Source organism: Microbacterium sp. WCS2018Hpa-23, from assembly GCF_031843845.1.
GTDB lineage: Bacteria > Actinomycetota > Actinomycetes > Actinomycetales > Microbacteriaceae > Microbacterium.
Window position 1 is genome coordinate 253,033 of the sequence record NZ_JAVTIZ010000002.1, and the last position, 21,530, is coordinate 274,562.

The window sequence follows — 21,530 nt, forward strand, 5'->3', positions numbered from 1 at the left end:
CCCTCGTGCCCCATTGTTTCACCGAGGCGTCGAAAAGGAGACGGTCCTCACCGCCAGGAGCTGTCGATCTGATCCCGACTCAGAGACCGCCTCCGAGCAGGTGCGAAGTCGTGGAGCGAGGCACTCGAGCCACCGGGATACTGAAAATCGCGACTACATCACGGACGTAGCCTGGCGCCATGGGCCAGCGGTACGGAGGTCGGGAGAGCGGCGAGACGCCCGGGACGAGGAGAGCCCGGCTCAACGTGTCGGCGATGGTGGCAGCTGCAGTCCTCTGCTCCAGGGTCTTGCACGTCTATTGCTTTCGCCGGTGCGATCTCCTAAAGTCATCTGTCGAACCGGTTCGACGAAGAAACGATGACTTCAATGAAGAAGGAGCGCCGCGCACATGCTTAGGAATCAGCGCCAACACGGGGGAGTGATCGCGACGTCTGTCGCGACGCTCGCCATTGCGATACTCGCGATTGGACAGCCGTTCGTCCCGCCATCCGCGGCAGCGGCGGTCAGCGAGGTGACTGCATCGAACCTGATCCTGGACTACGACTTCGAGGGGCTGGACCTTGACACCGCCGTCGTTGCGGATAAGTCAGGCAACGGGAGAGATGGCTTCCTGGCAAACCCCGGCTCCTCGACGCTGGTGCAGCGCCCGGATGGTGGTTCTGCGCTGAGCCTTCCCGGCGGTGACCGTTCGTCGACGAGCGCGTCTTTCGTCACGATTCCGAAAGGTCTGTTCAAGGACCTGACGCAGACGACGATTTCTTCATGGGTGAGGTGGGATGGTGGAGACGCCTTCCAGTGGCTGTACACGCTGGGGAAGGATGCCAGCAGCGCCACGTTCTTCACGCCGAAGTTTGACGGCGCGAATGTCGCTCGCTCGAGTGTCAAGCCCGCAACGAACGGTGCCGAGGTAGGAGCTTCTGGCGGCTCGGAGTTGCCTTCCGGAGAATGGCACAACGTCACCACGACCATCGACGCAGACACGTTGGTCTATTACTTGGATGGGCTCGAGGTCTCGCGCACGTCCGTCGGAGCCGACGTCGCCACCGCACTGTTCGCGGACTCTTCGCCGAACTCTGGCTATATCGGTCAGCCGTTCTGGACCGGAGTGCACCCGTTCTTCGATGGGGCTATCGACGACTTCCGGGTATACGACGTGGCCCTAACCGCCGCTCAAGTGGTCGAGCTCGTTGGCGATGCTGCACTCTCGATTGAGACTGTCAGCCAGACCACGGTGTCTGTGCGCACCGACGTGGGAACGGCACCGAACCTTCCGGGCGGTGTGACTGCACGGTACAGCGACGGGCAGGACCGACTTGCTCCCGTCACTTGGGCGAGCGTGCCAGTATCCGCCTACGCCGACCGTGGAACCTTCACCGTCCAGGGCACGGTGAATGCGACCGACACTACTGTGACGGCCACCGTCACGGTGAAGGCCCCGAACGAGCTCACGATTGATGTCGGAGAGAAGACCGGCGACTTCCTCGGCGGTGCGTCTGGCACGCTCTACGGCCTGTATGACCAGGGACTGCCGTCAAACAACCTGATCGATGCGATCAACCTTCGTACCGTGTCGACGAAGGCCCAGGACGGCCCCCAGCACCCGGGCGCCGACGCGCTCGAGATCGTGAAGCCGCTCGCCGATTCCTCTGACGGTGACGTGTACATCTACATGACCGACATCTATCGCGGATTCCCGTACGAAGTGCCTGGATCCACCGGGCCGCAGAAGGAAGCTGACTTCGCGGAGAAGATCGAGACGCAGGTCAACCAGGTGCTCGCGCTGCCCGAAAAGTACCAGGACAACATCGTCTTCGTGCCGTTCAACGAGCCGGAAGGCAACATGTACGGGGACGGCCCGCAGTCGTTCTACGGGGTGAGCTGGCTCAACGATCCGGCCCGGTTCTTTGCAGGATGGGACGCCATGTATCGGCTGATCAAGGACAAGATGCCGGATGCGCGTATTGCGGGGCCCAACACGAGCCTGCTGTTCAGTCAGGTGCAGGGCTTCCTTCAGCACACGGTGGATGCTGACACTGTCCCGGATTCCTTCACCTGGCACGAGCTCAGCGAACCGGCATCCATTCGCCGGTCGGTAGACACCTACCGAGGCTGGGAAAGAGCGGCGTTTGCGGGCACCGAGTACGAGGGCCGCGAGCTGCCGATCAACCTCAATGAGTACGCTTTCAACTACCACACGTCGGTGCCTGCCCAGATGATCCAATGGATCGCAGCGCTCGAGGACAAGAAGGTCGACGGCGACATCGCCTACTGGAACATCGACGGAAATCTGAGCGACTCGGCCGTGCAAGCCAATCGAGGAAACGGCCAGTGGTGGTTGCTCCAGTCGTACGCGAACATGAGCGGCCAGACCGTGAAGGTCACCCCACCCCGCCCGAACGAAAGCTACACGTTGCAGGGCGTCGCGACCGTTGATGACGACAAGCAGCAGATCCGGGCGCTCTTCGGCGGCAGCTCTGGCTCGCAGAACGTATACTTCGACCGTCTGCCGGAATACATCGGATCCAGCGCACACGTCCTGATCCGTGACATTCGCTGGACCGGTCAGATCGGGGATTCCGCAGAACCTCAGACGGTGAAGGAGTTCGATGCGCCGGTAGTCGGGGGTTCCGTGTCCTTGGGCTTCGGCGCGGGGGATCTCCCCGGCCTCGGGGTCGACTCCGCATACGAAGTCGTCATCACGCCCGGTGTCGACACGACCTCGCCGTCGGTCGCTCCGTTCAGCTGGAGGGGTACCTACGAAGCTGAGGATGCAGCATTCACGGGTTCGCCTCGGTACCTGAACGGCCCGGAGGGAACCCCGAGCAATGTCGGCGGCTTCTACACCTCCGGTACCCGTAACGTCGGCGGTATCGAGAGCGGCTCGACGCTGGAGCTGAACTTCAATGTCACCGTGCCCAGCACAGGAACTTACGACCTCAGCGTACTTGCGAACGGGTTCAATAAAGAGGCTCGCAACCTCCCCCAGGGGCCGGTGAACATGTTCGTGCGGGTCGATGGTGCCGCCGAGCAGGAGATCCGGGCGAACCTCGGCTACAAGTGGGTGGTCTGGGATCACACCGACACCACCGTGGAACTGACCGCCGGCCAGCACACGATCACCCTAGCGGCGCGCAGCCTCGACGGGACGAAGCAAACAGTGGGAGCGGCGATCATCGACAAGATCGACCTCGCGCTCGCCAACGCGTCGTACGTGCCGATCTACGAGGCCGAGAACGGTACCTTCAACGGTGCCGTGAATGACTACTCCCGTGCCGGTGTCTCCGGCTCGGGCGTCGCAAACGTCTCGGCGGGACAGTCCGTCACGTTCTGGGTGTACGCGGCAGAAGACGCCGAGAAGCAGCTGACAGTGGACACCCTTGGCGGCGGCACCGCCACCGTTTCGGTGAACGGTCAGTCACTCGGTCTGATCGACTCCAGCACGACACTGCCGGCGTTCCTGGTCGGTGGGATCAACAAGGTCGAGGTCGTTGGGGTTGAGGGAACGGTCGCCATTGATCGGGTTACCGTCGGCTCGTCCGCCGCCCTCCTTCCGACGCAGACCATCGAGGCAGAATCCGGTGTCCTGTCGGGGGCCGCGGCCGCCCTGGACCTGTCATTCGCCAGCGGAGGAAAGGCCGTCGGAAAGATCGGTGGCGCCCCGGGCAACGGCGCGACGCTGACCACCACGGTGACCGTCGACGAGCCGGGAACATACGCGATGACGGTGCGCTACTCCAACGAGGAGCAGTCGCCCGCGTCGCACTACAACCCGGACCCGGTGGCCAGGCGTGCTGATATCAGTGTGAATGGGACGAAGCAGTCGGTCACGTTCCCGCATACGTTCCATCAGAACCAGTTCTGGGACCTCACCGTGCCGGTTGAACTGACTAAGGGCGAGAACACCATCGTGTTCTCCTCTGAGGAGCAGAAGAGCTTCGATGGTCAGACGTACATCTCCGACACCTTCCCCGGCATCCTCCTCCGCTCGCAGTACGCACCGAACATCGACCGGCTGACATTCACAGCCACCAACGCACCGGAGGCTGCGGAAACCACCGTGGATGCCGCGGTCACGGGGGAGCCGGCCGGTGCCGCGGGATGGATCAACGGTCCTGCGACCCTCACATTGACCGCATCAAACACGGCGGTCGCCCTCCAGTACCGCGTCGACGGTGCTGAGTGGAAGGACTATTCCGAACCGGTGGGCTTCTCGGTCGATGGAGAATACGCCGTCGATTACCGCGCCGTTCACGAGGGTACGCCGGTCGCCGGTGCAGAAGGCACGGTTGCCGTCAAGGTGGATCGCGGTGCACCGTCGACCACGGTCGTGACGGACCCGGCGAGCGGGACCGTCACGGAGGGCGGCACGATTGGCGCCACGTTCCCTGCAGCTGACACGGTGTCGGGCATCGCTAGGACCGAGTACTCAGTCAACGGCGGTGCGTGGCTCCTCTCGAGCTCCGCTGGAGTCTCGTTCACCGACGTTGGCTCGTACTCGGTCGCGTACCGCTCGGTGGACGTGGCAGGAAACGTCGAGGCCGCGAAGACCGTTGTCTTGACGGTCGCCGTCAAAGCAGCGACCGCGTCGGTGAAGATCACCTCCGCCGACCCGGCCGCGACTGACGGCTGGTACAACCAGAACGTCCTTGTCGCCCTGGCGGCACCGGCGGGCAGCTCGGCGGTGAAAATCCAGTACCGACTCGACGGCGGCGCATGGAAGACCTACACCAAGGCGATCACGGTATCGAAGGATGGCCAGAATGTCCTCGAGCATCGGCTGCTGAAGAACAATGTCGTGGTTGCTGGGTCGGAAGGTCAGACTGTGGTGAAGATCGACAAGGCTGTCCCGAAAGCGACAGTAGTCAGATCCCCCGCATCGGGAGGGGGAACGCCGCTCAACCCGATCACGCTCGACTTCGCGGGCACGGACGCCGCCTCCGGGCTGGCAACCGTTGAGTACAAGCTGAACGACGGTGGGTGGGTAACCGCCACTGACCGTGGAGTTGTTCTCGACAAGGTCGGCGACTGGCTGGTGAGCTACCGGGCGACAGATGTCGCGGGCAACACGGCAGTAGCCAAAACGATCACCGTTCGCATCGCTGCGGCCACCCAGCCTGTGGTCAAACCGTCCACCGGCACGATCACACGCGGCAAGACGATCACGCTGTCAGTACAGGGATTCGTGCGCTGGAGTGACGTCGAGATCGTCCTCGGTGATCGCGTGCTCGGCACGGTCCTCACCGACCAGAACGGCACCGCCAAGGTCACCCTGCGGGTGCCGGCGGACGCTGCCACGGGCAGCCAACCCCTCACCGCGACGGGAGAGCGAGACATCTCCGCGTCCACCACCGTCAAAATGAAGTAGCCCAGGCACAATGAAGGGAGGGGCCGGCTCAGGCTGGCCCCTCTCCTTGTGGGCATAATGAATCGTGGTCGATGCCGCCAAATTCGACTACAGGCCGCCTTGCTTTCTTCCCTCCACCGTCATATGATTGTCGAACCGGTTCGATGAAGAAAGGGGTGGAGAGCATGCCGACAATCGGCGACGTAGCAAAGGCTGCGGGAGTATCCCGCAGCACTGTGTCCTATGCTCTCTCCGGCAATCGCCCCATCTCTCGGGAGACCCGCGAACGGATCGAAGAGGCCATTCGCAGCCTGGGCTTCACCGTGAACGCGGGCGCGCGAGCCCTTGCGACGTCACAGACGATGGTCATCGGTCTCCTGCTCCAGTTTCACGAAGACGAGTTCCCGCCAGCGATGCTGCAGTACATCCTGGCGATCTCCGATGCCGCACGCGCTCTCGGCTACGACATTCTGATGGTCACCGATGACGATGGTCCCGGCGCTGTGGCGCGCATCACGTCGTCGAACATGGTCGATGGTGTGATCCTCCTCGACGTCACGCACGATGATCCCCGCCTCACAGCTCTCCGCGAGGCCAGGCAGCCCGGCGCGCTGGTGGGTCTTCCGCGCGACACCGAGGGCCTCGATGTGTTCGACCTCGATTTCGGAGAAGCAGCGCGACTCCTGGTCGACCACCTCTATGGGCTCGGGCATCACAACATCGTGCTCGTGTCGCCGCCGCGTCACGTCTTCGAGCGCGGCGGAGCATACGCATGGCGTTTCCGGGATGCTGCCCTCGAACGCGCGGGCCGATACGGTCTCCGGCTCTTTCCGCACTACGGTGAATCTCAGCAGCCGGCCATCGAGCGCAGCCTCAACGCGATCCTCGACACCCGCCCCGAGGCGACCGCCCTCATCGTCCACAACGATGCATCCATCGCCGCCCTGCCCGCGGTCCTGCGTGACCGCGGCGTCAGCGTTCCCCACGACCTATCGGTCGTCAGCTTGTACTCCCGAGACTTCGGCCGCACGTTCCTCCTGCCGTACACCGCGGTGGAGACGTCGCCCGATCAATTGGGCCGCGAAGCGGTCCAACATCTCGTTCGACGAATCAACGAACCCGACTATGCACCACAAGTCGTGAAGTTCATCGAGCCCGAGATCACGAACCGGGGCAGCTCCGCGTAGCCGATGTGCCTGAAAGGGCAATTTTTGGCCACGCGTCGAACCGGTTCGACGGCAAGTAGTTTCATCACATTCAAGGAGGAATACAGTGAACATCAACACCTCATCCCGCGGCCGCGTTCTCGCCGCCCTCGCCGTCGGAGCAGTCGCTGTCGGCATGCTCGCCGGCTGCTCCGGTAGCGACGACGGTGGGGGCACGGACGCCCCCTCGTCAGACACATACACGCTGTGGGATCCGTACCCGGATCGTGACGCGTCGTCGGACTGGGCGAAGGTCATTGACGCCTGCGCGGCTGACCTGGACATCACCATTGATCGTAACGCCGGGAACACTGGCGACACCGTGAAGGATCTCACCACGGCAGCGCCCAACCTGCCTGACATCGCGCTGGTCGACAACCCGAAGGTATCTACGCTCGCTGAAGCCGGGCTCCTGACCACGACGGCCGACAACGGCCTGGACGTCTCGAACATCGAGAAGAACATCCTCTCCGCGGGCGAACTCGACGGTGACGTCTACGGTGTGCCTGTCGGCGCGAACACGCTGGGTCTCTACTACAACCCGGCTGTCCTTGAGGCGGCGGGCGTCGACATCGCCTCCGTGACAGACTTCGCATCGCTGACCGATGCGCTGACGAAGGTGGTCGCGGCTGGCAAGAAGGGCATCACGTTCTCGGCTGTGGGAACCGAGGAAGGATCCTTCCAGTTCCTGCCCTGGTTCTGGGGCGCCGGCGGTGACCTGACACAGCTCGACTCGCCCGAGGCTGTTGCGTCGCTCGAGCTGTGGACGAACTGGGTCAAGGATGGTCTCGCACCAAACTCGGTGCTGCAGAACACCCAGGGCACCAGCTGGGACGAGTTCCTCACGGGTGAATATGCGTTCGCAGAAAACGGATCGTGGTTCAAGGGAGCGGCTGATGAAGCTGGCTACCTTTCGATGCAGGTCCCCGGAATCGATGGAGACGTCGCCGCGGCCCCGACCGGGGGCGAGTTCATCACCATCCCGATCCAGAAGGACACCGCCCGCTACGCCACGTCGGTGAAGATCGTCGAGTGCCTCACCGATGGCAACACGGGCGCGGATGCTCTCGGCTATGTCGCTCCGACGGCGGAGGGGCAGGCTGCCCAGCTCGAGGCGGATCCGACACTCGAGGGGTGGATCACCGCAGTCGGTGACGCCAAGCCGCGGACAGCCGACAACCTGGGAACGGCCTACCCGATCATCTCGGAGCAACTGTTCACCGCAGTGCAGAACTCGCTGAGTGGCGCCTCAACACCGGCAGATGCTCTGGCGAAGGCGCAGACCGACGCCGCGTCGAAGCTTCCGTAACATCCCGCCCGCACGCCGAAACGAAAGCAGTACTGACATGTCATCGACACGGACAGGTTCGCGCAGGCGTGCGGGCACGCCCCCCTGGTTCGAGGGGAACGTGCAGCGCCCGATACGCGCGCTCTCCTCGGAGCAACTCCGAAAGCGTGCGTACCGACGCTCACAGTTGACCGCATGGGCGTTCCTCGCGCCCGTGATCGTGTACCTCGCGGTGTTCTATGCGTTGCCGTTGTGGCGCAACCTCGATCTCAGCTTCCGCGACTACACCCTAGGGTCGTTCATCACCGGTGATGCTCCATTCGTGTGGTTCGACAACTACATCGAGGTGCTCACCAGCTCGACCTTCACACCCTCGCTGATCAACACCGCCATCTTCACGTTCGGCTCGATTCTCGTGCAGTTCGCGATTGGTCTGGCACTGGCAGTGTTCTTCTTCCGTAAGTTCCCTCTGTCTGCCACGCTCCGCGCGCTGTTCCTCATCCCGTGGCTGCTGCCGCTGTTGGTGTCGGCCTCCATCTGGGCATGGATGCTGAACAGTGAGTCCGGCATTGTCAACGCCGCTCTGGAAGCCTTTGGGCTGCAGCAGGTCAATTGGCTGACGTCTCCGCAGTGGTCGCTGGTTTCCGTCCTCATCGCGAACATCTGGATCGGTATCCCGTTCAACCTCGTGATCCTCTACAGCGGTCTGCAGAACATTCCGGGGGATCTATACGAGGCCGCATCGCTCGACGGCGCGAACGGGTGGCAGACGTTCTGGAAGATCACCTTCCCGCTCCTACGACCTGTCTCCGCGATCACGATCCTGCTCGGCCTGGTCTACACGTTGAAAGTGTTCGACATCATCTGGATCATGACGAGAGGCGGCCCTGGGGACTCCTCCACGACGTTCTCCATCTGGTCGTATCGATTGGGATTCGGTGGCGGTTCGCCAGACCTCAGCCCGGCCGCAGCAGTAGGAAACCTGCTGATCATTCTCGCGTTCGTTTTCGGACTCGTCTATATCCGCGCACAGCGCCGAATGGAGCAGTCATGATCAAGCGCCTGCTGTCCACCGCCGTCGGCGTCGTCCTCACCGTCATCATGCTGTTCCCCCTCTACTGGATGGTGAACGTCTCGCTCACGCAGCCGGAGAACTTGCGAAAAGATCCGCCGGATCTCTTCCCCGTCGACCCGACCTTCGCGGGCTACGCGAGAGTCTTCGCCGATCAGCTGCCCTACCTGGGAACCAGCCTGATCATCGGTCTAGGGACGGTCCTGCTCACCCTGGTGCTGTCCGCCCCCGCGGCCTTTGCCCTGGCCAAGCTGCGCCCGCGAGGCCGAACCACCATCGACTTCATCCTGCTCATCGCCCAGATGATCCCCGGCATCATCATGGCCATGGGGTTCTACCTCATCTTCTACAACTGGGGCATCCTCAACACCATTCCGGGGCTGATCCTCGCCGACTCCACCCTTGCCGTCCCGTTCGGAGTCCTCATCTTCACCGCGTTCATGTCGGGAATCCCCGATGAGTTGATGGCGGCCGCGAAGATCGACGGCGCGAGCGCGTGGCGCACCTTCCGCTCGATTATCCTGCCCGTCAGCCGCAACTCAGTCGTCACGGTCTCGCTCTTCACCTTCCTCTGGGCGTGGTCGGACTTCATCTTCGCTTCGACCCTGAACCGGGGAGCGGACCTGCAGCCCATCACCATCGGCATCTACCGCTACATAGGCAACAACACTCAGGACTGGAACGCCATCATGGCCACCGCCGTCGTTGCCTCCGTCCCGGCCGCCATCCTGCTCATCGTCGCGCAGCGCTACGTCGCAGCCGGCGTTACTGCCGGCGCCGTCAAAGATTGACCCTCTCCCGTCTTCATCGAAAGGTCCACCCTTTGCCTTCCTTCACTTTGCCGTCTGTCGACGTGCGCGACGTACCGTTCAGCCGACGTGGATCCTGGCTCGACATCTCACCGGTCATTGGACTCCATCGACGCGCCGAAGACCTGCACCTCGTCACCCACCTCAACGGTATGCACGCGATTCTGCGGCTCGTACCTACCCGAGAAGGACGCCGTATCGAGACCACGATCAACGCTGACCCGTCCGTTCTTGTGTGGGAGTCCGGCGACGGATCAAGCATCCGGGCGGCGTTCGAATCGACAACGACGGTGCGCTTCACCGGAGACGGCGTCGATCTGACCCTCGCTGACGCCGTGGACGAGCTCACACCTTTCACCGGCACCTACTTCTTCCAAGATCCGATAGACAGGGCATACGTCTTCACCTCGTATGAATCCGGCCGCCGGTACCGCGTAACCTCGTTGAAGGGGAAGCTGGCCCCGGACGGTTCAGAAGCACTCGGAGCAGGAACACGTTCGCTCACCGCCTCCGGGACCCAGGGATGGGAGCTCGCGGTCGAGGAGATCGGCGCGGCGCATCCTCCCTACGTGAGCCTCGAGCCCTTCGCGGACGTAGTGAAACGGGTTGCGTCGGACTTCACCGCGTATGTCGACGCGATTGCTGCATGGCGGACGGAGGCGACACCAGCGGTAGAGCGCGCGGCGTACGTGTTGTGGTCGGCAACCGTCGAACCCGCAGGATTCCTCCTTCGCGAATCGATTCTCATGTCGAAGCACTGGATGGACAAGGTGTGGAGCTGGGATCACGCCTTCAATGCACTGGCTGTCGCACCGGGACTTGCCGAACACGCGCTCGATCAGTTCTTGACCCCCTTCGATCATCAAGATCTCAGCGGAGCCATGCCTGACTCCGTCACGCACTCGGAAGTCTTGTACAACTTCGTAAAGCCGCCAATTCACGGATGGGCGTTGACCCGCCTCCGCGAGCGGCTGCCACGGGAACTGACCATAGACGAGCTGAGCGATATCTACGAGCGGTTGTCAAAGTGGACGCGATTCTGGCTCGACTATCGGATCATCCCCGGCCATGACCTGCCCTACTACCAGCACGGAAATGACAGCGGCTGGGACAACTCCACGACCTTCGACACAGACCGTGTCATCGAGGCGCCCGACCTTGCGGCATTCCTCGTCATCCAACTGGGCGTTCTCGCCAGCCTTGCAGAGGAACTGGGCAGCGACGAACAGCAGCGATGGGACCGCGAACGTGGCCGCGTGTGGGACGCACTGCTCCGGCACCTGCGCGACGATGAAGGCTTCTTCGCCGTCGGCGCCCTGTCGGGCCGCATCAGCAAGAGAACCAGCCTGCTCAACCTGCTGCCGATTCTCGCCGCGGACGTCCTGCCCACGAATGTTGCCGCCACTCTCGCCAAAGCCATCGAAGGCCACCTCACCGCATGGGGCCCCGCAACTCAACGACCTGACGACCCTGACTATCAAACCGACGGCTACTGGCGCGGACCGATCTGGGCGCCATCCACCATGATCATCGAAGAGGGCCTGCGTCGGGGTGGCTATGTAGCCCTCGCGGATACGGTCAGCGCACGATTCCGAGCGCTGTGCGAAGCGTCGGGATTCGCCGAGAACTTCGACGCTGTCACGGGGGAGGGATTGCGGGATCGCGCGTACACATGGACAGCAAGCGTGTACCTCGTCTTCGCCCATGATACGACAGTCAGGGAATCCTCCTGACAGCGTGATACCCCTGCCATCGCAGGCCGTCCGCGGCCACGTGGTTGCGGCGGCGGGTTGTCTTCTTGCCGATGGAGCGCGTGGCTTCTGGGTGTCCAAAGCCACACCGGTGCACCTCGGCGGGCGAGTGGTGGATACCACGCCATACCGCCAAGAAATTACGCCTATCGAACGGGACGCTGCCTGTGCCCAGTGTCCACGTCTAGGCTCGGGGCGGCAGGCTGTTCGCCGGACTGATGTGCTCGAAAGCGAGTGAGGTCGCACATGTGCGCCGTCGCCGGCACGTTCATTGAGGCGCGGTCCCGCCGCGTCAGCACCACAAGCAAAGGATCCACCAGTGACGAAGATCGGCATCATCGGTAGTGGCGCAATAGGTGCAGAGGTCGCTCGACTCGCAGTCGCGGGTGGGATCGATGTGCTGATTGGTAACTCTCGCGGCCCCGAGTCGCTGAAAGAACTGGTCGACGAGCTCGGTCCGAAAGCGAAAGCAGTTACGGCTGCGGAAGCGGCCCAGTTCGGCGATCTCGTCGTCCTCGCGGTGCCCCTAGGAGCGTACGAGGCACTTCCGCTAGAAGCGCTCCGCGGTCGCCTCATCCTCTCGACCGGCAACTACTACCCCTTCCGTGAAGGTCGGATAGAGGCGTTGGACTCCTTGTCCACAACGACTGCCGAGTACGAACAGTCGCTGCTGCCCGAGTCGACCATCGTGAAAGCGTTCAACAACATCGTGGCGCACCACATCCCGCTGCTTGCGCACTCGACACCTCGCACAGCGTTGCCGGTCGCAGGTGACGATGACGAGGCCAAGCGCGCGTCGAGGGAGGTCGTGGAAGCTCTGGGTTTCGACACGGTAGACGCAGGCTCCCTGGCGGAGTCGTGGAGATTCGAGCCCGAGTCTGGCGCATACACCGGGATCTACTTTGCCGGCGGCTACGAGGACTATCTGAAGGATCCTGGCGCCCCGCTCCCTGCGGATCGGTTGCGGGAGTTCCTGGCAGCTTCGCATCGGCCGGATGTGGCAGCTCGAGAGTTCTGAGTCCCTCTTTCTTACTGGTCGCCGCTTTGGCCGTCGACGAGACGCCTCTCGAAAGGCCGATGGTGGCACTCCCGCGCACCGTTTGAAGGCGATGGTGAAGCTCGCAGGATCGAAAGCTGTACTCGCATGGCAGTGCCATTGTGAGCACGATCCAGCAGGTCGCTGGAGCCGCAGGAACGGCGCTCTTCATCACTCTGATGTCGGTGGGGGCGGCGGATGCCGCCGCTGCCGGTGCCAGCGAGGTCGCATCAACAAACGCGGGCGTGCACGCAGCCTTCCTGCTCGGGGCGTGCGTGGCCACCGCGGCAGTCGTGTTGACATTCTTCGTGCGGCGACCCGCGCCGACAGAAGAGGATGCGCCGGTACTGATTCAGCACTGAATCTTCCTCGGACTACCCGCATGCCTTGCCTGCGGGTGGTGTTCCGCCGTCGACCACATGCCCGATGCCAAGAATCGCTGACGCCGTTGGCGGCGCCGCATGCCTCGCGGCCGCGGTCACTCTCGCAGTGGTCCAGCGGCGCCGCAGCCTTCGGCGCACAACCCGAGAAGAGCAGCGTCCCTGAGCTCTACTGACAGCGCCTGGCCGGGCCTCCCGGCCGGGCTCTGGCGCGCGGAATGTCGATCACGACCGCCACGCCCAGGCATCGTGCTGGCGTCGCGCAACACCTCGTCGAGACGTCCGGCGTGCAGCGCTTCGATGGCGCGCGGGATGTCTTCCTCGGGAAGCGTGGTGTTCAGCCACTGTGCCCAGGTCCATCGGCAGTTGGTGCCGGTCTGCAGAACAGCCAGAGAATCACACAGCCCCTCCGCGACTCGACCATCATGCCTGCAGGCCGAATACGGTGTGACGCCCGACTTGACTGTGATGGGCAAGATCGTAGGGGGCGGATTCCCGCTCGGCGCCGTCGGCGGGTCAGCTGAGATGATGTCGGTTCTGGACAGCGGCCTGGTGTCGATCTCGGGTACGCACCACGGTCACAAGATCTCTGTCGCCGCGGGAATCGCCACCTTGCAGCAACTCGATGCCGCAGCGTTCGACCGGCTCAACTCGATGGCGGGGCGGGTGATGCACGAGCTGAACGAGTGGAGTCTGGCGCGAGGCAGCGCTTTCAGCATCTATGGTCGTGGCATCTCGCACCTGGCGTACGGCTTCATGAACGAGCATGGCTTGCAGATCCGCACCCATCGCGACTACTGGCGAAATCTGGATGACGACCGCACCCAGATGTGCTCACTCGAGCTCGCGAACAGAGGGTTCTTCCCCGTCGCGCGCGGGGACTTCTCGCTCTCCCTACCGATGACAGATGACGACATCGCCTCATTCATCGAGACGACCAAAGAGATCGTGCGCGACGTCGAGGGATGAGATTCCCGCGGAGAGTACCCCGGAGGGTGACACGGGGGTACTCTCCGCATCCTTAGATTTATGTACACCCCTCGGGACATTCCCGGGGCGGCGCGACCTTCGTGAATCTCTCCCGATGCATGCGGAGGGTTGACTCGTTCGACGATGAAAGAGGAACGCCATGACTTCAATCGACCCCTCCGCCGAATTCGCGGATGAGCGTCAGCTGCAGACGACACCGGAGAACAGTCGGGCGTGGTGGTTCCTCGGATCGTTGGTGGTGCTGCGGAATCCCGAAGGGGCCCCGCGGGTGCCGGCCGTGATCGAGATGACCTTCCCGCCCGGAGGGGTGGCGCCATTGCATGTGCATGCGCGGCTGAACGACGACTTCTACCTGCTCGAGGGCGAAATGGCTGTGCGGTCGGGGGAGCGAACACTTGTGGCCCGACCCGGGAACTACGTGTCGTTGCCGCACGGGGTCGCGTACACCACCCGCGTCACGAGCGACGGAGCGACGAAGGTGCTGTTGGTTCACAATGCCGACAATTTCCTGTCGTTGATCGAGCGCAGCGCGCCGATCGCCGAAGAGCTGCGTCTACCGGAAGAGGGGGAGGGAACGCTCGACATGGATCTGTTGATGAAACTGAGCGTCGAACTCGAGACTCCGATCATCGGGCCTCCGATGGATGAGGACGAGGCCCGTGCCATCGTGCGACAGAACCCCGCGGTGTCATGATGAGTGGTACTCCTTCGACCGGCGAGGTCTCTGAACTCGCCGGTGTGCTCACCGGTGCGGTGATCCTGCGCGGCGAGTCCGGTTTCGATGAGGAACTCGCCACGTTCAACACCTCGGTGGTTCATACTCCGTTCGCGGTGGTGTGCGCAGAGAGCGTCGCTGACGTCCAGGCGACGGTGCGCTTTGCGACGGCACACGGAATCGCCGTCGGTGTGCATTCGACAGGACACGGATACACGTCCTTCACGGAGGGGATCATGGTCAGCGTGCGCCGGCTCGACTCCCTGGAGATCGATCCTGAGCGGCATCTGATCACGGTCGGCGCCGGTGTTCGTTGGCGCGCGGTGCTGGAGGCGGCCGCACCCCTCGGTCTCGCTCCGCTGGCGGGTTCCTCCACAGATGTCGGCGTCGTGGGATACTCCCTCGGCGGCGGTCTCTCGATCATGGGGCGGGCCTTCGGCATGGGGGTTGATCAGGTGCACGCGCTCGAAGTCGTGACGATGGACGGTGAGGTTCGCCATGTCGACGCGCACAGCGAGCCCGACCTGTTCTGGGGTCTGCGCGGCGGCGGCGGCAACCTCGGTGTCGTCACCCGCATCACGGTCGAGCTCGTGGCCGTCACCGAGTTCTACGGTGGCGGAATCTACTTCGACGGAGCGCACATGCGCGACATCCTGATCGCTTACGGCGAGTGGACGCAATCGATCCCCGATGAGATGTGCACCTCGCTCGCGATGATCTGGATGCCGGCGAGCCCCGCGGTGCCCGAGCCTCTGCGCGGCAGGGTGATCGCTCATCTGCGCGTGTGTTACCTGGGTGAGGTCGGTGCCGGCGACGAGATGCTCGCGCCGATGAGGGCGGTCGCCCCCGCGCTCATCGATCACGTGAGCATGATCCCCGTCACGAACCTCGATGCGATCCATGGCGACCCGCCTGAGCCCATCCCCTTCTATCTGCGCGGGACGCTGTTGCGGGAGGTGACCGCGCAGACGGCCGACGCATTGTTGTCGATCGTCGGAGCCGATGTGCGGGTGCCCATGCTGCTGTGGGATCTCCGACACCAGCAGGGCGCATTCGCGCGGATCCCCGAGCACGCCGCTGCCATCTCTGGGCGCGATGCGGCCTTCAATCTTCAGGTCGTCGGACTGGACCTTCCCGAAGCTTCCGTCGCCGTGCATGCCGTGGTGGATGCCGCCACCCTCGCCATGGACCCGTGGAGTACGGGCGAGACGATCCTCAACGTGCACGGAGCGGTGAAGGACGAAGCGGATCGACGCCGTGCCTTCGACGACGTCACCTATGAACGACTCGTCGGACTGGTCCACAGATACGATCCGCAGGGACTCCTCCGGCACGGGCACAGTGTCGCCCGCGCGGGGATGACCGCGGGCTGAGACGACGCCACCGAACCGAATGGCCGGTCATCGACGAGCAACTGCTCGACGATGACCGGCCATTCGTGTCCTACACGCTTGCGGGTCGAAGCCCGGGTTGTGAGGTGGATCAGCGCTGACCCCAGAAGGCGTCTTCGCTGGTGCCGTCTTCGGAGAAGAGGTGGACGGCGATGATCTTTCCGTCACGAACCGTGAGCAGGTCGACGCCCGCCATGTCCATCGAGGCGTCGCCGTGAGTGCCCGAGAAGCGCACGGGAAGTGCAACCATCTCACCGTTGACCATCGCGGGTCCGGTGACGACGAGCGCGAAGGTCCCTGCGGTCGTCTCCATCATTCCGCCGAGGAGTGCGCCCACTCCGTCGACGCCCGTGTGCACACCCGAGAACTGGTGTGCGCCTGGCTGGTGCCAGACGACGTCGGGGCTGAACTGCGCCATCACGGTGGGGATGTCGCCCTGGGCGAGTGCGCCGAAGTAGGTGGCGGCGATGCCGGCGGGGGTGGTGTCAGTCATGATCTCTCCTTCAGTTGAGCGGTATGTGTCTATAGTTACATATGGTAACCTGTTACCTCAACGTAACTAAGGAAATGAGTTTGCCCCATGGCTGATCCGGTCTGGAATGTGATGCTGGCGACGTGTCCTTCACGCACATCGTTGGCGCGGGTAGCCAACAAGTGGACCGCGATGATCGTGATCGCCTTGAGCGAGGGGCCGGCGCGATTCGGAACGATCCGAGACCGCGTCGGCGGCATCAGCGCGAAGGTGCTCGCCGAGACCCTTCGCGATCTGGAGCGCGATGGCCTTCTCACGCGCACGGCCTATGACGAGATGCCGCCCCGCGTCGAGTACGACCTGACGCCCCTGGGGCTCACGCTCCGCGAGCCGTTGACGGCGCTCGGACGTTGGGCTGAACAGCACATCGAGGAGGTGCTCGTGGCGCGCGAGGCGTACGACCTGCGGTAGGAGGGAGGGTTCAGCGCGAGCCGCGCACCTTTTGGATACGGAGGCTGTTGTAGACCACGAACACCGAGGACAACGACATCGCGGCTGCGGCGATCAGGGGATTGAGCAGGCCTGCGGCGGCGATGGGGATCGCGGCGACGTTGTAACCGAACGCCCAGACGAGGTTCATCTTGATGGTGCGAAGCGTCTTGCGGGAGATCGCGATCGCATCGGGAATCACGAGCAGGTCATCACGGACCAGGATGATGTCGGCCGCCTTGAGGGCGATGTCCGTGCCGGTGACGATCGCGAGGCCGAGGTCGGCAGTGGCCAGTGCGACGGCGTCATTGACTCCGTCGCCAATCATCGCAACCCGCTTGCCCGACGTCTGAAGGTCCCTGATCACATCTGCCTTCTGTGCGGGAAGGACCCCGGCATGGACCCCATCCACACCGAGCTCGGCGGCGATGCGCGCCGCGGCCGCCGGAGAGTCGCCGGTGAGCAGCAGGATCTCCAGCCCCTGCTCGCGGAGGGCCTTGACGGCCTCGGCTGCACGCGGCTTGAGGGAATCCGACAGCGCGAGCACGCCGATGACGACATCGTCGGCGGCGACGATCACGGTCGTGTGGCCGTCGTTCTCGAAACGCTCGACGGCCGCGCGAGCCTCGGCAGGGATACGCACCGACTCGCTTTCAATTAGGGAGACATTGCCGATGACTACGCGGATGCCGTCGATCGTGGCCACGGCGCCGAGTCCTGGTTTCGCCGTGAACTCGCCGAGCGGGCGCAGATCGGTCGAGAACGGTGCGGCCGCACGCTCGATGGCGCGTGCGATCGCATGCTCCGAGCCGCGTTCGGCGGATGCTGCAAGAATCCACATGTCGCGCGGGGCCACATCAAACACAGCGGAATCCTGCACCGTCATCGTGCCCGTTGTCAGCGTGCCGGTCTTGTCGAGAACGACGGTGGTCACGGCACCGGATGCCTCCAGCGCATCATGCCCCTTGATCAGGATGCCGAGCGTCGCAGCTCGCCCGATGCCGACCATGAGCGCGGTGGGGGTAGCGAGTCCGAGCGCACAGGGGCAGGCGATGATGAGCACGCTGATTCCGACGCCGATTGCCTTGTCGTCGGGAGCTCCGCTCACGGCCCAGGCGATGCCGACGATCAGGGCGAGTCCGATCACCACGGGAACGAACCAGGTCACCACGCGGTCGACCAGCTTCTGCACATCGGCCTTGCGTGCCTGCGCCTGCTCGGTAAGTGCGGCCATCTGGGCGAGCTGGGTGTGGGCGCCGACTGACGTCGCCTGCACTTCGAGCCGGCCATCGGTGCTGATGGTGCCGCCCGTGACAGTGTCTCCGCTCGTGAGCGAGATCGGCATCGGCTCGCCGGTCATCATGCTCGCGTCGACGGCTGCGCTGCCGCTCAGGACGATGCCATCCGCGGGCACGGTCTCGCCCGGCAGGAGCACGAACACGTCACCGGAGCGCAGCTGGCCGGCCGGCTCCACCGTCTCGACCCCGTCGCGCAGCACTCGCACATGCGTGGCAGCGAGTGCGCTCAGTGCGCCGAGCACGTCTCCGGCCTTCCGGCGGGAGCGTGTCTCGAAGTATCTGCCTGCGAGCTGGAAGGTGGTCATGCCCGCGGCCACATCGAGGTAGATCGAGTCGGCGCCCTCGGGGGTCGAGCCGAAGCCGAGCCAATAGCCCTCCGACCCGGCACCCACGCCGAACAGCAGCGTCGCCACAGCCCAGCCGAACGACGCCGCGATGCCGAGCGACACCAGCGTGTCCATGCTCACCATGCCGTGGCGGAGGTTGCGGAAGGTGGCCCGGTGGAACGGCCACGCGGCCCAGGTGACGATCGGCAGCGCGAGCAGCACGCAGACCCACTCCCAGCCAGGGAATCGCCATCCGGGAACGAGGGCCAGGACCAAGGTGATGTCCATCAGCGGCACGGTCAGGAGTGCGGCCACGGCCAGCCGTCTCCGGAGCGAGGAGATCCGGAACTCGGTGGCACGCTGCGACCAGGCATCATCCGATCCGTCACGCAGATGGGCGCCATAGCCCGCGCTCTCGATCTGCGCGATCGCGCGTGCCGACTCCTCGGTCGAGATGCCGGTCAACACGGCACGCTCCGTCGCGTAGTTGACGGTTGCCGTGACGCCGTCGAGCTTGTTCAGAGCGCGTTCGACACGGCCGGCGCACGCCGCGCAGGTCATGCCTGAGACGTCGAGCTCGAGCGGGGGGTCGAGCTGCTGCACGGTCTGAGTGTTCATCGCTGTGGCTCCTTCTCGGGCTGCGGGCCCGGGCGTAGTTCTTCGCTCGCTGCGGAACGGGCCGAGAGCTGACGCAGCATTTCGTTGTAGGCGTCGAACTCCACATCCCTCCCCGTGTCGAGGTGCCGGTCCTTGCGTCGTGCTTCCTTCGAATCCTGGCGACCCCATTGGATCAGAAGCACGATGATGACGATAAGGAGCGGGATCTCTCCTCCGGCCCATGCGACGCCGCCCGCGAGGTACTGCTGTGCGGGGAGGTCGGCCCAGGGGAGCTTGAGATAGAGGTAGAAGTTCTCGGCGATCAATGTCGTGCTCGTCATCAGGATGATGCCGAAGAACGCGTGGAAGGGCATTGCGGCCAGCGCATACCCCAGCTTTCCCACGTGGGGGAGCGGGCGGGGTGGGCGATCGACCCCGATGATGAGGCTGTAGTACAGGTAGCCGACGATCAGAAAGTGGAGATTCATCAGCTGATGCGCCCAGTGGAAGCGCATGTACTCGCCGAAGATCCCCGTGAGGTACAGCCCGTAGTAGGAGCCGATGAACACCACGAACACGATCAGGGGGTTGTAGAGGAATTGGAGGACCCGCCAGTGCAGCACCCAGGTGATCCAGTCGTGCGGCCCCACGGGTGATCCGGGCACTGAGCGCGTGGCGCGCAGCAGCAGCGTGACGATCCCGCCCAGCACGAGCATGCCGGGTGCCAGCATATTGAGGCTCATATGGACGATCATGTGGATACCGAAGTCCGGTGCGGAGTACTTGCCGAATCCTGAGCTGGTGGCGAAGATGATGATCGCCCAGCCCAGCAGCCAGGCGACGGTTCTGCCGGGGGGCCATTGGTCGCCGCGCCGGTGAAGCGCGCGCACTGCCAGGAGGTAGACGACGACGGCTGCCGTCGCGATCGTGAGGAACAGCACGTTCGGTCGCCAATGGCCGAACAGCACCTCGATGCTCGGTGGATCAGCGACCTCGAAACCCATGAACGTCTGCGAGATGCTCGTGGGCACGAAGTACTGCGGCGGGGGCTGCCGGGTCATCGCGGCTGTGGCGCCGATCCATGCGATCACCCCGAAGGATGCGACCGAGAGGCAGTAGACGATGTGCGCCGCGCGAACGCGTGCGCGACGCCAGAGCGAGCGAAGCGCGATCAGGGGGAGCGCGACGATGAGGAGGGCCGCCCATCGCCCCACGATCAGCCAGCCGGTCAACGATCCGAGAAGGGGCGTTCCGGCGAGCTTGAAGAATGTGATGACGACGTCCGAGGCGGCGATGACCGGTAGTAGGACCGCCGCCAGGAGGAAGAGTCGCCGAAGGGACTCGGGGTCGATGAATCGACCGGAGCACACCCGCAGCCAGTAGACCGCGACGACGCCGAAGAGCAGATTGATCGCGAGCGATTGGAACACGGCGGCATCGCCGCCGAAGTCGTGATCGGGGCCGACGAGGATCTGGCCCGACACGACGGGAGCCAGCGTGGCGAGGAACGATCCCCACAGAGGGATCAGCATCCCTGTCCAGCGGTCGACGAAGAACGATGCGAACAGCACCACGAGAGCTCCCGCACAGCTGATCGTCCAGGCGGCGGGCGGGTAGCTCGCCTCGAACAGGAACGCGATCGTTCCCGGTTCGAGGATCCGGGAGAGTGGCACGCCGCTGGTGTCGAAAGCCTCAAACACGGCTAGCCCTGCGGCGCTCGCCGCCCAGACCGACGCGGTTACTCGGAGAGTGCGGACCTCGAAGCCGTGCTCAAGACGTATCGCGCGCTTCGCAGGCGTGGCACGGAGGAAGAGCAGGTGAGTGAGGATGCCCATGCTGAGCAGAATCCCGGTGTCGGCCGCCACCAAAAGAGCGGTGGTCACCACGCCGACGTCAAGGCCGGGGAAAGACTGGAAGAGCTTCTTGTAGGGTGCGTCCCCGAGTGCGACAGTGATGCCGACGGGGAGACCGACGCCGAGGAAGGCAGTGGCCAGGCCGCCCGCGATCAGGAGATGACGGGATGGGCGCAGCAGAGCGGGATCGCGGGGTGCGTTCGGCGCATGCTCTTCACGCATCGTGGCTTACAGGCCACGAACCCACTTTGTACCCGGCCTCACCCACCGCGGCTTCCCAGGAGCTCCGGTCCACCGGGAGATCGTGGGTGACGCTCACGCGTCCCGTTGCCGCATCAGCGACGACATTCTGGACGCCGGGAAGTCGGGACAGCTCTGATCCCACCGCATGCTCGCAGTGCTCGCACGTCATTCCGGTGACCTCAAATGTGAACTGCGACATTATCACTCCACTCGTTTTGCTGGGAACAAGTCTACATCGTGTAGTTTTAACACCGCGCCGCGAAGGCGAAGA

General features: G+C 64.0%; 16 protein-coding genes. 12 read left to right on the forward strand and 4 right to left on the reverse strand.

Annotation, left to right across the window (positions count from 1 at the left end; translation table 11 throughout):
* Positions 1 to 418: 418 nt before the first annotated feature.
* The 11 genes from RQG77_RS04750 to RQG77_RS04800 all read left to right on the forward strand — a co-directional run bounded on the left by RQG77_RS04750 (position 419) and on the right by RQG77_RS04800 (position 15,963).
* Positions 419 to 5,365, forward strand: coding sequence for an OmpL47-type beta-barrel domain-containing protein (locus RQG77_RS04750; RefSeq protein ID WP_311243672.1), 4,947 nt, complete (start codon positions 419 to 421; stop codon positions 5,363 to 5,365).
* A gap of 164 nt (positions 5,366 to 5,529) precedes the next feature.
* The gene (locus tag RQG77_RS04755) at positions 5,530 to 6,531 is read left to right on the forward strand and encodes a LacI family DNA-binding transcriptional regulator (protein ID WP_311243673.1); all 1,002 of its coding nucleotides are present in this window, start codon (positions 5,530 to 5,532) and stop codon (positions 6,529 to 6,531) included.
* Positions 6,532 to 6,616: 85 nt separating this feature from the next.
* Complete coding sequence (locus RQG77_RS04760) at positions 6,617 to 7,858, forward strand: extracellular solute-binding protein (protein ID WP_311243674.1); 1,242 nt, start codon at positions 6,617 to 6,619, stop codon at positions 7,856 to 7,858.
* Positions 7,859 to 8,024: 166 nt separating this feature from the next.
* Positions 8,025 to 8,891, forward strand: a complete 867-nt coding sequence (locus tag RQG77_RS04765; RefSeq protein WP_311243675.1) for a sugar ABC transporter permease — start codon at positions 8,025 to 8,027, stop codon at positions 8,889 to 8,891.
* The gene (locus tag RQG77_RS04770) at positions 8,888 to 9,700 is read left to right on the forward strand and encodes a carbohydrate ABC transporter permease (protein ID WP_311243676.1); all 813 of its coding nucleotides are present in this window, start codon (positions 8,888 to 8,890) and stop codon (positions 9,698 to 9,700) included. The genes RQG77_RS04765 and RQG77_RS04770 overlap by 4 nt, the downstream gene beginning before the upstream one ends.
* A gap of 32 nt (positions 9,701 to 9,732) precedes the next feature.
* The gene (locus RQG77_RS04775; protein ID WP_311243677.1) at positions 9,733 to 11,451 is read left to right on the forward strand and encodes an MGH1-like glycoside hydrolase domain-containing protein; all 1,719 of its coding nucleotides are present in this window, start codon (positions 9,733 to 9,735) and stop codon (positions 11,449 to 11,451) included.
* 289 nt (positions 11,452 to 11,740) lie between these two features.
* Entirely contained in the window at positions 11,741 to 12,487 is a 747-nt protein-coding gene (locus RQG77_RS04780; RefSeq protein WP_311243678.1) for an NAD(P)-binding domain-containing protein, read from the forward strand.
* A 140-nt stretch (positions 12,488 to 12,627) separates the two neighbouring features.
* Positions 12,628 to 12,867 carry a hypothetical protein gene (locus tag RQG77_RS04785; protein ID WP_311243679.1) on the forward strand — a complete coding sequence of 80 codons (240 nt, stop codon included), beginning with the start codon at positions 12,628 to 12,630 and terminating at the stop codon, positions 12,865 to 12,867.
* A 330-nt stretch (positions 12,868 to 13,197) separates the two neighbouring features.
* Positions 13,198 to 13,854 carry an aminotransferase class III-fold pyridoxal phosphate-dependent enzyme gene (locus RQG77_RS04790; RefSeq protein ID WP_311243680.1) on the forward strand — a complete coding sequence of 219 codons (657 nt, stop codon included), beginning with the start codon at positions 13,198 to 13,200 and terminating at the stop codon, positions 13,852 to 13,854.
* Between the two features lie 289 nt (positions 13,855 to 14,143).
* The gene (locus RQG77_RS04795; protein ID WP_311243681.1) at positions 14,144 to 14,569 is read left to right on the forward strand and encodes a cupin domain-containing protein; all 426 of its coding nucleotides are present in this window, start codon (positions 14,144 to 14,146) and stop codon (positions 14,567 to 14,569) included.
* Positions 14,569 to 15,963, forward strand: coding sequence for an FAD-binding oxidoreductase (locus tag RQG77_RS04800; RefSeq protein WP_311243682.1), 1,395 nt, complete (start codon positions 14,569 to 14,571; stop codon positions 15,961 to 15,963). The genes RQG77_RS04795 and RQG77_RS04800 overlap by 1 nt, the downstream gene beginning before the upstream one ends.
* A gap of 109 nt (positions 15,964 to 16,072) precedes the next feature.
* Here the strand turns inward: RQG77_RS04800 and RQG77_RS04805 are convergent, their stop codons facing one another.
* Positions 16,073 to 16,474, reverse strand: a complete 402-nt coding sequence (locus RQG77_RS04805) for a nuclear transport factor 2 family protein (protein ID WP_311243683.1) — start codon at positions 16,472 to 16,474, stop codon at positions 16,073 to 16,075.
* Positions 16,475 to 16,561: 87 nt separating this feature from the next.
* Here RQG77_RS04805 and RQG77_RS04810 point away from each other — a divergent pair, with 87 nt between their 5' ends.
* A complete protein-coding gene (locus tag RQG77_RS04810; protein WP_311243684.1) occupies positions 16,562 to 16,924 on the forward strand; it encodes a helix-turn-helix domain-containing protein in 363 nt (120 codons plus the stop codon).
* Positions 16,925 to 16,934: 10 nt separating this feature from the next.
* Here the strand turns inward: RQG77_RS04810 and RQG77_RS04815 are convergent, their stop codons facing one another.
* Genes RQG77_RS04815 through RQG77_RS04825 form a run of 3 tightly spaced genes read right to left on the reverse strand, consistent with a single transcriptional unit; the run spans position 16,935 to position 21,458 of the window.
* Positions 16,935 to 19,184 (reverse strand): heavy metal translocating P-type ATPase, encoded by a 2,250-nt coding sequence (locus RQG77_RS04815; protein ID WP_311243685.1) that lies wholly within the window; start codon positions 19,182 to 19,184, stop codon positions 16,935 to 16,937.
* The gene (locus tag RQG77_RS04820; protein WP_311243686.1) at positions 19,181 to 21,238 is read right to left on the reverse strand and encodes a cytochrome c oxidase assembly protein; all 2,058 of its coding nucleotides are present in this window, start codon (positions 21,236 to 21,238) and stop codon (positions 19,181 to 19,183) included. Before RQG77_RS04820 ends, RQG77_RS04815 begins: the two co-directional genes overlap by 4 nt.
* Positions 21,231 to 21,458, reverse strand: coding sequence for a heavy metal-associated domain-containing protein (locus tag RQG77_RS04825; RefSeq protein WP_311243687.1), 228 nt, complete (start codon positions 21,456 to 21,458; stop codon positions 21,231 to 21,233). Before RQG77_RS04825 ends, RQG77_RS04820 begins: the two co-directional genes overlap by 8 nt.
* Between the last annotated feature and the right edge of the window lie 72 nt (positions 21,459 to 21,530).

Excerpts from the sequence above, each read along its gene's own strand:
- RQG77_RS04755 (WP_311243673.1), top strand. The coding sequence starts at position 5,530 with ATGCCGACAATCGGCGACGTAGCAAAGGCTGCGGGAGTATCCCGCAGC.
- RQG77_RS04770 (WP_311243676.1), top strand. The coding sequence starts at position 8,888 with ATGATCAAGCGCCTGCTGTCCACCGCCGTCGGCGTCGTCCTCACCGTC.
- RQG77_RS04790 (WP_311243680.1), top strand. The coding sequence starts at position 13,198 with ATGTCTTCCTCGGGAAGCGTGGTGTTCAGCCACTGTGCCCAGGTCCAT.
- RQG77_RS04800 (WP_311243682.1), top strand. The coding sequence starts at position 14,569 with ATGAGTGGTACTCCTTCGACCGGCGAGGTCTCTGAACTCGCCGGTGTG.
- RQG77_RS04805 (WP_311243683.1), bottom strand. The coding sequence starts at position 16,474 with ATGACTGACACCACCCCCGCCGGCATCGCCGCCACCTACTTCGGCGCA.
- RQG77_RS04810 (WP_311243684.1), top strand. The coding sequence starts at position 16,562 with ATGGCTGATCCGGTCTGGAATGTGATGCTGGCGACGTGTCCTTCACGC.
- RQG77_RS04815 (WP_311243685.1), bottom strand. The coding sequence starts at position 19,184 with ATGAACACTCAGACCGTGCAGCAGCTCGACCCCCCGCTCGAGCTCGAC.
- RQG77_RS04820 (WP_311243686.1), bottom strand. The coding sequence starts at position 21,238 with ATGCGTGAAGAGCATGCGCCGAACGCACCCCGCGATCCCGCTCTGCTG.
- RQG77_RS04825 (WP_311243687.1), bottom strand. The coding sequence starts at position 21,458 with ATGTCGCAGTTCACATTTGAGGTCACCGGAATGACGTGCGAGCACTGC.